The organism is Aquimarina sp. AU119 (assembly GCF_900312735.1).
GTDB lineage: Bacteria > Bacteroidota > Bacteroidia > Flavobacteriales > Flavobacteriaceae > Aquimarina > Aquimarina algiphila.
The window spans coordinates 184,246-201,479 of the sequence record NZ_OMPF01000016.1; the positions used below are offsets into that span (position 1 = coordinate 184,246).

Below are 17,234 nucleotides of genomic sequence, written 5' to 3' on the forward strand. Positions count from 1 at the left end.
AGCTATAAATATCTATAATTCGATGATACTAGCACTTCCTTAATGTCTAATTTTTTACCACAAATGATTAGTATGTATACAAGAAACAGCACTATTACCAGTGCTGTTCTATAAATAACGAATTATGCAATTAAAAAGCTGTTACGCTCATTTCATACACAGGTGTATTAGTAATTATAATGATATTTTTATTTTTTTACCTTTTCTATTTGTCGAACATACTCACTAGGGACTACCCCAAACTGTTTTTTGAAACATTTAGAGAAATATGATGCTGTATTAAACCCTGTCATATACATAATTTCTTTTACAGACATATCACTCTGATCCAAAAGTTGTACTGCTCTTTTTAATCGGATATTTCTTATAAACTCACTAGATGAAAGTCCTGTTAGTTCCTTAAATTTTAAATATAGATTACTTCGACTATGACTCATCTCTTTTACAAGCATTTCTACATTAAAATCAGTGTTCATCATATGTTTTTCTACAATTTCAATTGCTTTTTGTAAAAATCTCTCATCAGTTGATGTTACTGTAACTTCTTTGGGTTTTAATGTAATTTTACGATTAAACACTTTTCTTAATTCTTCTCGATGTTTGATAATATTAGTCAGTTTTAACTGTAACAGATCCATATCAAAAGGTTTTCTGATATAGTCATCAGCCCCTGTCTTAAGTCCCTCTACTTCGCTCTCTTGAGAAGATTTGGCTGTTAACATTAATACTGGAATATGACTGGTCTCTTTGGTAGTTTTAAGTTTTTTACAAAACTTAATTCCATCCATAACCGGCATCAAAACATCTGTAAGAATAATATTCGGGATTAGTTTTGAAGCTACTTCAAAACCATGTTGTCCATTCTCAGCTTCATGAATAGTATAATTTTCACCTAATGCTTGTTTAATAAAAGTTCTAATATCGGCATTATCATCCACCACAAGTAACACAGGTAATTTTGATCTAGATTGCGATAAGTTTTCATCTACAATCTCATCATTAATACCAATTGCAAAAGATTCTGTCTCAGAAGAACGCACTAAATAATCATTTTCTGTGTCTTCTTTACAGCTTATACCTTGAATATCTTCGTAGGCTTGTTTATGCATTGGTAATCTCACTATGAAATTGGTTCCTGTTCCGCGTTCACTAATTACATTAATCGCTCCTTGATGAAGTTCTACAAGATTCTTTACAAAAGAAAGACCAATACCCACTCCTTCTGGATTTCTTTTATCTTTATCTTTTGTCATGTAGAATCTATCAAATATGTTTTCTACTTTATTCTTTGAAATCCCTGCACCAGAATCTTTTACTTGTATAACTACATATCTTTTTGTAGTATCTGGCTTTGCTTTTAAAACACCAACATGCTGTAATTCTTTATCTTCAGAGATATCTATGGTTATAGTTCCATTCTCTGGAGTAAATTTAAAAGCATTAGATAAAAGGTTATTCATAATTTTTTCTAAGGCGTCATGATCAAACCAAGTGATAAGAGAATCGTTTGATGTATTGATAGTAAAATCGATTTGTTGTTTATGTGCTAAAAACTGAAAAGGTTCTCCTACTTCTTTTATAAAATCTGTTATATTACTTGGTCTAACAACTAGTCGCATTTTTCCTTGATTCATCTTTCTGAAGTCAAGCAATTGATTTACAAGTCTAAGTAGGTAGTCTGTATTTTTATGCATCAGCCCATATTGTTCTTGTAACACTGATTCTTCTATCCTAGAACCGCTTTTCTGAAGATATTCTAAAGGTCCTTTAATCAAAGTCAACGGAGTTCTAAATTCATGAGAAATATTAGTGAAAAACTCTAGTTTCATTCGCTGCACTTCTTCATGTTTATCTTTTTCTAAGTCATCTAGTGCAGATTGATGTTTTCTAGTAGTGCGATTAACAATATTCCTCCAAAAACCAATTAATAACCCTAATCCAAGAAGACCGTAAATCACATAAGCTATTTTAGTCCTCCAGAAAGGTGGTATAACGTTGATTCTGAGTTCTGCTGGTGTTTTATCCCAGACTCCATCATTATTAGAGGTTTTCACTTTCAGGGTATACATACCTGGTTCTAAGTTTGTATATGTAGCAAATCGTTTATCGGCAGTTGTTAACACCCAATTATTATCAAAACCATCTAACATATATGCAAATTGATTCTTTTGTGGTGCTGCATAATGTAATGCGGCAAACTCAAAGGAAAAGCTGTTTTCCCAATATTTTAATTGAACTTCTTTTGTATCATTTATTGGTTCTTCTAAAAGAATACGTCCATTAATTTCCTCACCTATTTGTACCGAATTATTTGAGATCATAAAATCCGTAATAACGGTTTCAGATTCATACGTGTTATCTCCTATACGTTTTGGATAAAACGCATTAAACCCATTAATTCCGCCAAACAGCATTTCTCCATTACTTCGTTTTAAACAAGCTAATTCTTGAAATTCGTTACTTTGTAATCCATCATTTACATCATAATTCTTAAAAGTTTCTTGTTCTGGATTAAATCTTGAAAGCCCCTTGTTCGTTGATAACCAGAGATGACCTTCCTCATCTTCAAGAATTCCCTTAATAACATTATTTGGCAATCCGTTTTTCTCTGAATAGGATACGAATCTTTCTGGTTTTCCATCTGAAGATGGAATCAACTTGCTGAGTCCTCCTCCAAATGTACCAATCCAGATATCACCAGCTTTACTCTCGTAGACCGTAAGGATATAATCATGACTTATTGTGCTCGAATCTCCCTGAACATTTTTATAAATTACAAATTTTGGGTGTTTTTTGGTTGCTTCTTCTTTTGTAAGTTTACATAAGCCTTTTCCTGTAGCGAACCAGATATTTTTATTTTTATCTTCAAGGATATTTCTTATGATATTGCTTGATATCGAATTAGCATTGCTTGGGTTTTCCTGAAAAACATCTTTATCATACTCTTTATCGTCTCCTTTATAAGTCCATCTATGAATTCCTCCTCCATACGTTCCTATCCAAATATTTTCCTGATGATCTTCTAGCAAAGTAAATACACTCTGATTGACATCTGGCATTGATATTATATCACTTTCTACAACTCTTTTAGGGTTTGAAATATCTAACAATAATAACCCTGGAACATCTTCTACTCCAATAAATAACGTTTTCTTTTTCTTGTATTGAACTTCGGTAAGAGCAAATGGTTTGAAAATTGTTGGAAAATTTTTAAACCCTGTATATTCATCATTATCATTGTCTTTGAGCAACATATTGAGTCCTCCTCCTTCTGTACCTATCCATAAAGTACCATTACTATCTTCATACATAGATCTAATTTTATCATAACTAAGACTTGTGGGATCTAATGTTTTTCTGATATGTCGAAACTGTTTTCTTTCTGGGTCAAATTTATTTACGCCTCCTCCATTGGTTCCAACCCAAATGATACCTGTTTTATCAAGATATAAGGATTTAATAATATTTTTAGTAATACTACTTGGACTTCTTAAATCGTATGTAAATCTATTTACAAATTGAGGAAATTCATTTCCTGGTGAATTATTAAAATATAACAATCCGTTATTTGAGCCACACCAAATATTATTATTATTATCAACCTGAAGCACATTAATATTAGATTGATCTACTCTATATACAAGTACAGAATCACTATTTTTGGATTGACAATACAACCCATTACTTGTTCCTATAAGTAATCTTCCTGATTTATCTTCACCAATACATTGCACTTGTATATTTGGCAAACCAATAGTTGCATTGACTAACCTAAAGTATAAATCTCCATTAGTGTCTCTAGATAGTTTATATAATCCACTACGGCCACCTGCCCATAATTGATCTTTACTATCTTCAAAAATAGTGCTAATCGAATTTCTTTCCCAACCAGGAATTAGCGATTCTTGTTCTGGGCTAAAATGTGTAAACTTTAACGTATCCGTAGATTTATTAAGGTCAACCATATTAAGCCCTCCGATAGTACCGACCCATAATCGATTTCTTCTATCTTTATAGATAGATGCGACATGGTCATTACTAAGACTCTCTTTATTATTTTCATCGTGTTTATACTGGGTAAACTTTCCTGTAGATCGATCAAAAAAGTTCAATCCACTACCTGTTGTTCCTACCCACAAATTACCATTTTGATCTCCTGTAATTGCATAAATCAAATTACTACTTATATTACCCAAATGATCATTATCAGGTTTATATACAGAAAAACCATATCCATCATATTTATTCAATCCATCATGAGTACCAAACCACATAAACCCACGAGTATCCTGATAAATACTATTGATATCACTCTGAGATAAACCATCGTCGGTTGTGATATGATCAAAATGGATTGGATCTTGAGTATATCCGGTCATTATACAACCAACAAGAGCAATCCAAATGATTAAAATTTTATGTAATCTAATATCCATAGTCTAGCCATTACGTTACTTAAATGTATTAAATTAAAAATAGACAACCGAGTCAAAATTCTAAACCTGTCTATGTTATAGTATCAAAATCTGATGGGACTTCATACTATCAAATAATTATTTGTTTTAGATGCAATCCCACAAACCTAGTTTTATCATTTTAAATCTTCTATAAAACACAGATTAGCAATAGGAGGATTTATCTACAAACAAATTATTTTTGATTTCTGACTATCGAAATATATTAAACAATTATTTGGTTTTTAGGTTTTCATACGATAAGATTTGTACTTATGGACATATGTGGTACAAAATCAATCATATGCTATATAGTTAGGGTAATCTGAATCCTAAAAGGAGTTTTGTTTCAGTTATATTGAAAGAGGTATTAAACTATTTTTGAGTAATATTCTTTTCTACACTCTTTATTATACTTATTAATAGTACTAAAAAAAACATAGAATACCTTTCTAATTATACTTTAGATATTTCTCATAATCCAAAGTACACTGTTACAAAACAGCAAATTTCATATATTTTTCTGGAAACTTTTTAACTGACCTAATCTGAATGTCTTTATAAAACACTTCGGCAGCTTCAGATTGTATTTGTATTTTGCCTTTATTCATAGGTTTCCATTCGCCGTTCAAGTTAGCCTTTGGATCAACAACAACCATAACCACTTCCCCATTGAGTAAATGAATAGATCTATTCCCCACGCATATCAATTCCATTGTATTCCATTCTCCATGTTCTTTTTCTGGATCATTAGGCTTAAAACACCTTCCTGTCTCAAAACCTTTATTCCATGAAAAATCTACTAAATTTGCACCCGGAGTAAAATAATATTTCTTTTCTTTTTTAATTGCAGGTGCCTTTGCTTTTACATTACCCAAAGTAATTAGGTCACCACAATCTGTTTGTTGAACTTCACATTCTATACTAGTCATCCATACATTCCAAAAATCGGTATAATCACCAATACTATGATATAAAATTCCGCTATTCCTCTTTTTCTCTAAACGAGGTTCCCACCTTTTATCTCCCCATTTAAACTTCCAGGTAAGGTGATAATTTTCATATTCTTTTTTGGTTACTAGTCCTGCAAAAATTTCTCCCGTAATCTTAATAATTTCTTCTCCGTTTTCTTCTATAACAGAAAATACTTTTTTAGGGTCTTTATTGAGCCCAATAGGTGTGCCTTTTGTTACATCGTGAAACCTTTTATACCCTTCTATTTCTGTACTCGTATGAGGTGCTCCCATAAAGACATCCCACATAGAAAGTTTTTTATCAATCAAATTTTTCCATTGATTCATATTAACTCCTGTTCTAGGAGAATATATTGGATTAAGGGTATTCTCTTTTGGTTGGTATTTACTACCGCTTGCCCATCGTATTCCTCTTGTTAAAAGTTTCCAAGCACTCGGAGTATCAAAATCCTTCGGATCATGCCCTATAGAAAGGTAAAAAATACGTCCTTTTGCATAGTGTTTTTTCCAGGAAACGGGCATTACTGCTCCTTCTATCCAACCGTTATGCTTATTTCCAAATGTGGTCGTCGCTAATACTTTTGAATTTGGATCTACATGCATATAATACTGTTCTGTATCTTTGATATCAAAATCAGTAAGTCCTTTTGTTATAGGGTCATCAATATTTACAATATCAACTTTGTAATCAATTTTTCCTCCTGGATGTGCCACCCATTGGCCACCAATCATATACTGATACTCTGTATTTTTTCTAAAAGAATCTCCTAACCCTCCATGGCATCCTGCAAGGCCAGTTCCATTTTTAACTGCCTGAAGTAACCCTTTTTCTTGTTCTTTAGTAATCTCTCCCATTGTCCAATATTGGATAATAAGATCGGTCTCAGACATTTTTTTCTCATCTGTATAAATATCCAACGAGTTTGAAACAGTCACTTCTGCTCCTTTTGTTTTTAACCAAGCATTTACTCTGTCTGCAAACACTTTAGGTTGGTGTCCATCCCACCCTCCATAAACCATGATAACTTTTTTTCCCTTCAAAGATGGTAACTCATCTTTTTCAAGTTTCTGAGCCATTGCATTCTCTGGAACTAAACAAAACATCAAAATTGCAAGAAAAGTAAACTTAATAAATTGTAACATAGTCACTATCTAATTTTAATTAATATATTATTTATAACAAAGGATTATAATTTTGCTTGTTTCTTATACTCCTTAGGGAATTTTTTAACTGATTTAATCTGAATATCTTTATAATACGCTTCAGCTCCTTCTGACTGTAATTGTATCTTACCTTTTGTAAGTGTTATTTCTTCTCCATTAATCACTTTGCGAGCATTTTTGACAATCATTACTACTTTACCATTAACAACATGAATGCTTTGATTACCCACACATATAACTTCAACTGTATTCCACTCTCCATTTGGTTTTTCATTAGGTGAATTTATATGACAGTATCCCGGATTTCCATTTCCTGCACCATAAGTTATTGATTTATCTTTTTTTCCTGTCACTTTATATAGGTTATCTTTTATTTTTGTGGAGACCACATCTGCCCTAGCATTTACCAAGGTTACAAAATCTCCTGTATCTCCTTCTTGTATTTGACACTCTAATCCAGACATCCAAACATTCCAAAAAGCACCATGTTCTCCATGGCAGTGATATAAAATTCCGTTGTCTCTTTTTTTATCCAATCTCGGTTCCCATTTCTTTTCTCCCCATTTAAACTGAACTTTTAAATGATAATTACCAAACTCCTTAACCGTAGTTAAACCAGCATAAATTTCTCCTGTAATTTTAAGAACCATATCCCCTTCTTCATCTACAATAGAAAATACATTTTTAGGATCATTATTCAATCCAATAGGAGTTCCGTTATGCACGTTCTCACTTTTGGGATGACCTTCTAATTCTACACTTGTATGGGGTACCCCAACAAATGTTTCCCAATTTGAGAAATCTTTATCAAGAAGGTTTTGCCAATTGTCATTAATCTCGAAGCTATGCTGAGAGGTTTGTTGTCCAAAACAAAAAGCTGTTAAGCTTATGAATAGTATACCAATAAGTTTTTTCATAATAAAGATGGAATTCGTAAATAATGTTTTTTTAAACGATTAATCATATACTAATTAAAAAGAGTTACCCCAAGCATGACACGCCGGCCACACCTGGGGGTAATATTTTTATGTGCTATTTTTTTTTAGAAACCTCAATACATTCGTATATTGATTTTCCTTATCAACAACAAGATCTAATTTTGATTAGTATTAACATTTTGAAAAATAATTTTTTTTCGAATAATGATATATATCTAATGTTTAAAACACAATAACATATGGGCAATTTGATAATAAAGTTTAAGGGGAAGCATTTCTTTTTTTAAATAGTTTTTTAATAAGAATCTTAGATTAAAAAATGTATGAAGATCTTATAGCACTCTTTTTTTAGGGTATCTAGAGTCATATGACTCACCACAAAGGCAAAATCATTCTTTCGCTAAAACAGTCTGGACATCCGATCAATAAAAAAATATTATTTTGACTATGACAACGGAGAACAAAATAGAAATAAGACTTTTTAAATAACAGAACTATGGGAACATTTTCAATTTATCACGATTTATTCATTCTAGCCTCTATAAAAGAAGTTTTTGACGGTGTCAGTGTACCTGACCATTTAGTCAACTGGTGGCCAAAAAAATGTACTGGAACCCCAGAATTAGAACAAGAATATAATTTTTATTTCCCTCCTGAATATGATTGGTACGGTAAAGTTACAACTTGTAAACCGAATAAAAGTTTCCATATAACGATGACAAAATCCGATAAGGACTGGAATAATACCTCATTTGGATTCGATTTAGAAGAAATAAAAGACGGTGTGCAACTTAAATTCTGGCATAAAGGGTGGCCAAAATGTAATGATGAATTTAGACAGTCTTCATTCTGCTGGGCTATGCTGCTTTCTGGTTTGAAAAATTATATAGAAAAAGGAATCATCATACCTTTCCAAGAACGAGAATAAATAATACAGGATAGCAATGACACAAAACTATATTCGCCTCATCATCCTCATTTTTATATTGTATGGTTGTACTAATAATCAATCCTCAAGTATAAATAGTACGTTTCCAACGAATCCTATGCATGCAGAAATCATAACTTCTGATGTTGATTTGTTTTGGGAGACATTTGATGAACTCTTAAGAGATACTATTCAAAATCCTTTTGAAAGATATATAAAAGAAGGAAGTCCCGGTTTACAAAACTTCATTAGTAATCAACGCATAGTAGGACCAGATGAGCTTAAAGAACTTGTACTTTCTGAAAAAAAATATTATTCAAATATCAGAAGTTCTTCATATAAAGCAGTCGGTTTCAAAAATCAAATTAAAGCATCTTTTTATGCACTAAAATATCTATATCCGGAGGCGGTTTTCCCTCCTACATACATACTCATTGGTCGAACTACTTCTGGAGGTACTGCATCTGATGCTGGTTTGAGTATTGGTGTTGAGATATTTTCAGATAATCAAGCAAGGACCGCCTATGGTAGGCCAAGTTTGGATATTGAATTACTTCCGTTTTTAACAGCTCATGAAATCATTCATTTTTTACAAAAAGATGATCAAAATAATGAAACACTCTTAAAGCATTGTATTAGAGAAGGTAGTGCAGATTTTATTGCAGAAATGATTGCTGGTGAAAAGGTAAAATATTGTAATGGACCAAATGTATATGAATATGGTGAGCAGAATTTTAAGAAACTCTTTGAGGAATTTAAAGAAACAATGAATAAGGAAGAACTTTCTCCCTGGTTAGGTAGTGAAACTATTGATGGACGACCACAAAACATTGGATATTGGATAGGTTACAAAATAGTGAAATCATATTTTGATTTGATGGATGATAAGAAAAAAGCAATTAAAGATATCTTGAACATAAATAATTATCAGAAGTTTTATGAAGATTCGGGTATTGAAGATGATTTCATGTGATAATTATCTTCAATACCCACCTCCTTATAGGATAGTGAACATTTTTTTATCTTTCTTCTCTTTGTTAATATACGAAGACATTTTAGAGGATAACGAAGTACTACATATCCACGATAAGGAAACTATAAACCATAAAGCTAAATAAATATGAACGACACCTAAAGCATATATTTCAAAATTCATAAATCTTATTTTTATTATCTTCCTCTGAATGTTTTATTTAATTTGTAATTGGAATGAGAATTTTTATTTACTGTATTACGCTATTATGCTTTGTTATCCCAGAAGTAATAGCTCAAAAACTTATACCTCCTATTTACAATTACGAGATTTTTGAGTATAAGGCTGCTAGTCAAAATTGGGGGATGGATGTAAGTGAGAACGGAGAACTCTTTGTTGCTAACAATGCAGGGCTTTTACTTTTTAATGGAGAACAATGGACTCTTTATAAACTTCCAAACAAAACCATTGTACGCTCCGTATGTATAATGAAGGATAAAATATTTACTGGATCTTATGAAGAATTTGGATATTGGAAAAAAAATAAAATTGGTCAATACGAATATTTCTCACTTACTAATCTGATTAAAAATCATGAATTCGCTAGCGAAGAATTTTGGCAAATACTGCCCTATCAAAATACTATAATTTTTAGATCTTTTTCTGGTATATATATCTATAAGGATAATAAAATCACAGTTATCGATCCTGATTTTATTGTTACCGATATAACTTTATTAAATAATAAAGTTATTGTAGCCAGTGATAACAAAGGGCTTTTTGAACTTATTAATAATGAATTAGTTACCATACAAAACCAAGAACTTCTTAACCATAAGATTATAATAGATATGGTGTCTTATCAAAATGGACTTCTTATTGGGACAAAACTTAATGGTTGTTACTTTTATCTAAATGGACAAACTACAATATGGGATAATGCTATAAACAAGGAACTAAAAAAACATCAATTAAACAAAATCCAAAAAGTTAGTCCTAACTCTATTGCTTTTGGTACAATTAAAAACGGTATTTATTTATATGACACTACCGCCAAAACTATTGATCAGCTTAATAAAGAGATAGGGTTGCAAAATAATACAGTTTTATCTTTATCCACATTTCGCAATCAACTATGGATCGGACTAGATCAAGGTATTGACAGGGTTCTATTAGACCCATCCATAAAATATTATACCGATAATTCTGGTACAATAGGAACTGTATATGATATTGCCAATTATCAGGATATCGTATATCTTGGTAGTAATACAGGAATTTATTATCTAGATCACGATCAATTACAATTTATAGAAGGTTCTCAAGGACATGTTTGGGACATGGAAATTCTGGACGGTCAATTATTTTGCGGCCATAATACCGGCACATTCATAGTTAATAAAAATACGTTAGAAAAAGTTTCATCCTTCTCTGGAGGATATCAATTTATAAAGGTACCTGAACAAAAAACTACATTTTTACAAGGAATATATACGGGTATAGCAAAATATCATAAACTTGAAGATAATTCATGGCGAGTGACACGAGTAGAAGGAATCAATTTCCCTGTAAAACAACTCTTCTTTGAAAATCCATCTACTATATGGGCTGCACATCCTTATAAAGGGTTTTATAGAATACAGTTAAATCATGATTATAGTGCTGTTCTTGATATTAAAGAATTTCAGACAGATGCCAATGCAAAAGACTATAATGTAAAACTTTATAATATAAAGAATCAAATTATATTTCAAAGTAAAGGAAAGTGGTATAAGTATGATCCAATTTTAGATAAGATTGTTCTATTTAAAGAATTTAATAATTATAGTAATAAAGAACTTATTCATTATGATGAAAAACATTTTTGGTTTATTGATAATGAAAACACTAAACAAATCTTTTATACTGACCTCAAAAAAGACAGTTTAGCAATATCTGAAAATCAATTAAGTAGACGACTAATTCCTGATGCAGAAAATAGTGTACAATTAAGTGATTCTATTAATTTCTTAACATTGAGTAATGGTTTTAGCAAGATTAATTTTTCTAAACTAAAGAGTAACTTAGAAAAGATCAAAATACCAAAACCAAATCTTTATTACTTCAAAGACACTAAAAAAAATTATCCTTTGCATATAGATATTCTAGAAATCCCATATAGTAATTCAAAAGATCTAAAAATACAAGTATCTACTCCTAGCATGGTACAATCAAAATACTATTATGAACTAATTGGAAGTACACAGCAATCTTCATATACCAATGATGGAAATATCCATTTTCAGAATTTATCACACGGAAATTATGAATTAAACGTGTATACCGTTGGTATTAATAATAAAAAATCACTTCCTAAGAATATCACATTCAAAATTGCCCCTCCTTGGTATTTATCAAAACTCAGTATCCTTGGATATATATTGTCCTTTTTTCTGATTATTTTCTTGATTAGAATGTATAACAAGCAAAAATTAAAAAGAAAGCAAAATGAACTGAGAAAACATCTTGAAAGAGAGCAAAAAGAAAAAATAGCACAATTAGAAAAAGATAAACTCACAAAAGAAATCAAGCAAAAACAAAAAGAATTAGCAAGTACTACTATGAACATTGCCAAAAAAAATCAGATCATCCTTGAGTTAAAAAGTGTTTTATTGGTAAATAAAGAGAAACTCTCTAGTCAGCAAAGCTATAAAGCGATTCTAAGAAAGACAAATGATGCTATTAATAATAACGAAGATTGGAAACGTTTTGAAATAAGTTTTAAAGAGCTTCATGAAGATTTTTTTGATACACTATTAAATAATTATCCTGATCTAACACCAAAAGATCTTAAACTTTGTGCATACTTGAAAATGAATCTATCTTCCAAAGAAATTGCTCCATTAATGGCAATTACAATAAGAGGAGTAGAAATACATCGATATCGTCTTCGAAAAAAATTAAAAATTAATAGTTCTAAAAACCTTTCGAACTTCTTGATTACGTTTAAGTAAATAAATGGGGTTATACTTTCTGGTATATTTTTAAAATTCATATAATTTCGAATACATCATAACTACATCACAATGTTAAAACTTAACATTGCGTTAAGACACCTATTACTTCAAAGCCGTTATCAACTGTAGCTTCTAGCCTATAAATCCTATTGATGTAGTTTTTATGTACCTCTTCTTTACGGTTAAACAGTAACCACTTTATTAATTTTATAAAAATTTAACTTAATAATTAAACAATCATGAAAATAAAAAGTGCATTATTATTGATTATAGTTTTTTTAACACAAACTATAGTATATGCACAAGATAATGTTCTCATTACAGGAAAAGTAAATGATAGTGATGAGTTACCATTACCAGGTGTAAACATATTAATAAAGGGAACTAACAAAGGAACACAATCAGATTTTGAAGGAAATTTTAGTATTGAAACCATAAAAGGTGATATTCTGATATTTTCCTATATAGGATTAGAAACACAAGAAATTAGTATCCAAAATCAAAATACTCTTGAGGTAACCATGAGTCCTAATACTGATTCTTTAAATGAAATTATTGTTGTTGGATATGGTACTCAAAAAAAGACGGCTATTACAGGAGCTGTTGTCTCGGTAAGTACAGAAGATATTGTAAAACAACCTGCATTAACAGCTCTACAATCAATACAAGGAAAAGTTGCCGGAGTAAACATAATTGCAAATGATGCACCCGGAGCAACACCAACTGTTATTGTAAGAGGTTTGGGGACAGCTCAGGCAGGACGAGAGCCTTTTTATGTTGTAGATGGTCAACCTACACAAGATATAAGAAGCATAAATCCTTCTGATATAGAATCTATAGAATTTTTAAAAGGAGCTTCATATGCTAATATTTATGGGATAAGGGCTGCTAATGGAGTTATTTTGGTTACTACCAAAAAAGGAAAAAAGGGAAAGGCGATTTTTAGTTTTGACTCCTTTTATGGTATTAGAAATGTACTTAATCAAGTTAAGATGGCTAACGCAGATCAATACATTCAGTATTTTAATGAAGAAAGCGCAGCTGTAGACGGTTTTCAGTTACAGCAAAATCAACAATTTAATACTGATTGGTACGATGAGTTGATACAATTGGGAAATATAAATAGTAATAACTTTTCGGTATCCGGAGGAGGAGAAACTATAGATTATTTTTTTAGTTATAATTTATATCAAGAGGAAGGAATCTTGAAAGATAATAAGTATAGTAGAGGAACCATTAGAAACAATAATACATATCATTTATTTGAAAATAAATTTAGAATCACTCAAAATATCAATATTACCTATACCAATGAAGCTCCAAAACCATTCGGATCATTTAATAATGCTTATCGTCAATCTCCTTTAGTTCCAGTTTTTTATTCTAACGGAAGGTTTGGACAATCATTTGTTAACCAATCTACCGGAATAGCTACATTTGAATCTGAAGATGGCGAATCAGTAGGTAGATTAACGCCACATGGAAATCCCGTATCTGATGTACTTTTTCAAGATATTGACATTAACACCACCACACTACAAGGTCAAATTGCTACAGAAACAGATATCACAAATGATCTTACATTTACTGCTAGATTTGGAGCTACACAATTTTATTCTAAAAGAAATGAATACAATCCTATTAGAGAAAGATGGTTAAACGCTGACCCAAGACGTACGATTGCAGAATTCGAAGCAGGAAGAGTCGATGAGGATGGAGATGGTACTATCTCTACAGAGTTTGCTAATAATTCATTGAATGTACAAGATGTTGAATTTTTTAGATGGAATCTAGAAGGCTTTTTAACCTTTAACAAATCTTTTAATAAGCATAGCTTATCCACTACTGTTGGATTAAGTAGAGAAAAATTTGATGGAAGAGAACTTGTAGAAGCTCAGGGGTTTGATGTGTTTGAAGAGAAAAGACTTCGTAATTTAAGCAGGAGAACCTCTTCATTTTTTGACAACACCGTCGTTCAACAATTTAATCAGTCTACAAATCTACAATCTTACTTTGCACGTGTAGAATACGATTTTGCAGACAAATATTTTTTAAGAGGAGTATGGAGAAGAGATGGTACGAGTGATTTTGTAACAGGAGAAAATTTCTTTGATAATTTTCCAGCATTTAGTTTAGGATGGAACATTTCTAATGAGAACTTCCTAAAAGAGAGTACTTTTATAAATCACTTAAAAGTGTTTGGAGGGTGGGGACGATTAGGAAATGCTAATGTTCCTTTTAATGTACAACAAATAGACACAGATCCAGATAGTGGTAATCAAAATTATGTCTTCGGACCTACACAAAGTCTTATTTTCGGAGCTTCTTTTGGTAGTCCTGTTGAACCATTACAATGGGAAATCACTGAAGAATGGGAATTAGGATTAGATTTTGCATTTCTTAATAGAAAATTATCTGGAACCGTTGCTTATTATGATAGAACAAATACAAATGCTATAATCAATGTTCAAAATATTTTAAACTCAGAATCTGAAGGTAACTTTTTAGCTCATGCTGCCGAAGTATCTAATACTGGTATCGAAGTTTTAATAAACTGGCAGGATAATTTAGGTAAAGATTTGACTTATAATATTGGTGTAAACTTCTCTACAAACAAAAATCGAGTAGAAAATGTAGTTCCTGGTTTTGATGGAGAAACTGGAGGTAGTTTAAACAATGGACAAATAACGAAAAGATTACAGGAAGGTCAACCACTGTTTGCATGGTGGTTACTAGAAGCTGATGGAGTATGGCAAAATCAGGATGAAGTTGATAACAATCCCTCTGTTGGTAATGCTGCTCCGGGACACTTACGTTATGTAGATCAAAATGCAGATGGCGTTATAGATGATAGAGATAAAAAGTTTTTTGGTAATTATGTTCCTACATTTAATTATGGTATAAAAGCCGGAATCCAATACAAACAACTTGATTTTAGTGTAGATGGTTTTGGAGTTGGAGGTAATGAGATATATAATGGTTTAGCAAGTACCAGATTAGGTGGAGAAAATATTACAGAAGAGACTTTTAATAGTCGATGGACAGGTGAAGGCTCAACCAATGCTGCACCAGGAGCAGACAGGGATGCACTTGCCTCTTCTTATTGGTTAGAAAATGGGGATTTCTTTAGAATCAATAACATCACGCTTGGGTATACGTTCAACAAGATCGGATTTCTAAATAAAGCTCGTTTTTATGTAACAGCACAAAACCCTTTTATGTTTACCAATTACTCAGGGTTTACACCAGAACTAAATCAAAATGGTAACCCTGCGCAAACCACAGGAATTGAATTATCTGCATATCCTACGACACGGTCTTTTATTTTTGGTGTTAACCTACAATTATAATTAAAATGAATCAAATAATAAATATTATGAAAGCTAAACTAAAATTAATAGTATTCGCGCTTCTGTTTGTAGCTTTCTTTACAGGTTGCGATGATTTTGTTGAAGAAGTAGAAGTTGTAGCTCCCACAGCAGAAGAGAGTGGTGAAGTTTTTGAGCCTATTCAATTCGTAACAGGAGTGTATGGCAGGCATACCGATTTTGCATATGCCTTTTCTTTTCTTGGCATCACCGAAATGATTTCGGATAATGCTGATAAAGGAAGTGCTCCTACAGATACTGGGGCTGATAAAAATTTACTGGATGGTCTTACGCATACTACATCTTCTCCTTCAATTAGAGCAATGTGGACTCAATGGTACAAAACAATTGGAAGAGCAACTCAAGCAATAGAATATACAGAAACTTTTGAGATGACAAACGAAGAACTAAGAGAACGCCTTATAGGTGAATGTAAGTTCTTAAGAGCTTTAAATTATTTCTGGTTAGTTCGTTCTTTTGGAGATATTCCTTTACAACACATAGATATCATAAACAGAGCTCCGACCTCGGATGTCTATGCTTATATAGAACAAGATTTATTAGAAGCCATACCTGCCTTACCTTTTAAAAGTGAATATGCAGCCTCAGATTTAGGAAGAGTTACCAAAGGAGCTGCACAATCCCTTTTGGCAAAAGTATACTTATATCAAAAAAAATGGCAAGAATCTGCAGATATGGCTAATACAGTAATTACCTCAGGTGAGTATGATTTAGAACCTGATTATGCCGAAGTATGGAGAGTATCTGGTGAAAATGGTTTAGAGTCTGTCTTTGAATTACAAGGAAGAGGCGAAATTGTAGCACATGGGATTCAACAATATTCTACTACACAAGGTGCTAGGGGACCTAGTGGTTGGGGATGGGGTTTTAATACGCCATCAGAAGACTTATTAAATGCCTTCAATGTAGAAGGTGATGATATAAGAAGAGATGCTACTATTATATTTGCTGGTGAAACATTGTTTGACGGAAGAGTAATCGATGCTGGAGTAGAAAATCCAAGATATAATGAAAAAGCGTATTCAAGTGCTAATGCAGGTCAGGGAGATGGTGACAAAAATATTCGTATTATTCGTTTTGCCGAGGTTTTACTAATTCGCGCAGAAGCACTAAACGAGCTCAACCTCTCTTCTGATGCTTTGACTCACCTTAATAGAGTTCGCAATAGAGTGAACCTTGAGAATATTACCACTACTAATCAGTCTGAATTAAGACAGATCATTTGGAACGAACGCAGATTAGAATTAGCCATGGAACATGATCGCTGGTTTGATTTATTAAGAACAGGTCAAGCACCAGCGGTTATGATTGCACATGGTAAGCCTTTTGAAACTGGGAAACACGAACTCTTTCCAATTCCAAATGATCAATTAATTCAAACTCCAAAAATGATGCAAAACCCGGGATGGTAATAAACT

The 17,234-nt window shown here is 32.0% G+C and carries 8 protein-coding genes; 5 read left to right on the top strand and 3 right to left on the bottom strand.

Annotation, left to right across the window (positions count from 1 at the left end; genetic code table 11):
* Positions 1 to 188 precede the first annotated feature (188 nt).
* The 3 genes from DK442_RS15605 to DK442_RS15615 form a co-directional block, all read right to left on the bottom strand.
* A complete protein-coding gene (locus tag DK442_RS15605; protein WP_109436826.1) occupies positions 189 to 4,436 on the bottom strand; it encodes a hybrid sensor histidine kinase/response regulator transcription factor in 4,248 nt (1,415 codons plus the stop codon).
* 512 nt (positions 4,437 to 4,948) lie between these two features.
* The gene (locus DK442_RS15610; RefSeq protein ID WP_160114211.1) at positions 4,949 to 6,571 is read right to left on the bottom strand and encodes a ThuA domain-containing protein; all 1,623 of its coding nucleotides are present in this window, start codon (positions 6,569 to 6,571) and stop codon (positions 4,949 to 4,951) included.
* A 44-nt stretch (positions 6,572 to 6,615) separates the two neighbouring features.
* Positions 6,616 to 7,509 carry a DUF1080 domain-containing protein gene (locus DK442_RS15615; RefSeq protein ID WP_109436828.1) on the bottom strand — a complete coding sequence of 298 codons (894 nt, stop codon included), beginning with the start codon at positions 7,507 to 7,509 and terminating at the stop codon, positions 6,616 to 6,618.
* 517 nt (positions 7,510 to 8,026) lie between these two features.
* On the opposite strand from DK442_RS15615, the gene DK442_RS15620 reads away from it, so the two are divergent.
* The 5 genes from DK442_RS15620 (at position 8,027) to DK442_RS15640 (ending at position 17,228) form a co-directional block, all read left to right on the top strand.
* Positions 8,027 to 8,458 carry an SRPBCC domain-containing protein gene (locus tag DK442_RS15620; protein ID WP_109436829.1) on the top strand — a complete coding sequence of 144 codons (432 nt, stop codon included), beginning with the start codon at positions 8,027 to 8,029 and terminating at the stop codon, positions 8,456 to 8,458.
* Positions 8,459 to 8,474: 16 nt separating this feature from the next.
* Positions 8,475 to 9,431, top strand: a complete 957-nt coding sequence (locus DK442_RS15625; protein WP_109436830.1) for a DUF2268 domain-containing putative Zn-dependent protease — start codon at positions 8,475 to 8,477, stop codon at positions 9,429 to 9,431.
* A gap of 236 nt (positions 9,432 to 9,667) precedes the next feature.
* Positions 9,668 to 12,424, top strand: a complete 2,757-nt coding sequence (locus DK442_RS15630; RefSeq protein WP_109436831.1) for a Two component regulator three Y domain-containing protein — start codon at positions 9,668 to 9,670, stop codon at positions 12,422 to 12,424.
* 242 nt (positions 12,425 to 12,666) lie between these two features.
* Positions 12,667 to 15,777, top strand: a complete 3,111-nt coding sequence (locus DK442_RS15635) for a SusC/RagA family TonB-linked outer membrane protein (protein WP_109436832.1) — start codon at positions 12,667 to 12,669, stop codon at positions 15,775 to 15,777.
* Between the two features lie 26 nt (positions 15,778 to 15,803).
* Positions 15,804 to 17,228 carry a RagB/SusD family nutrient uptake outer membrane protein gene (locus DK442_RS15640; RefSeq protein WP_109437011.1) on the top strand — a complete coding sequence of 475 codons (1,425 nt, stop codon included), beginning with the start codon at positions 15,804 to 15,806 and terminating at the stop codon, positions 17,226 to 17,228.
* Positions 17,229 to 17,234 lie beyond the last annotated feature (6 nt).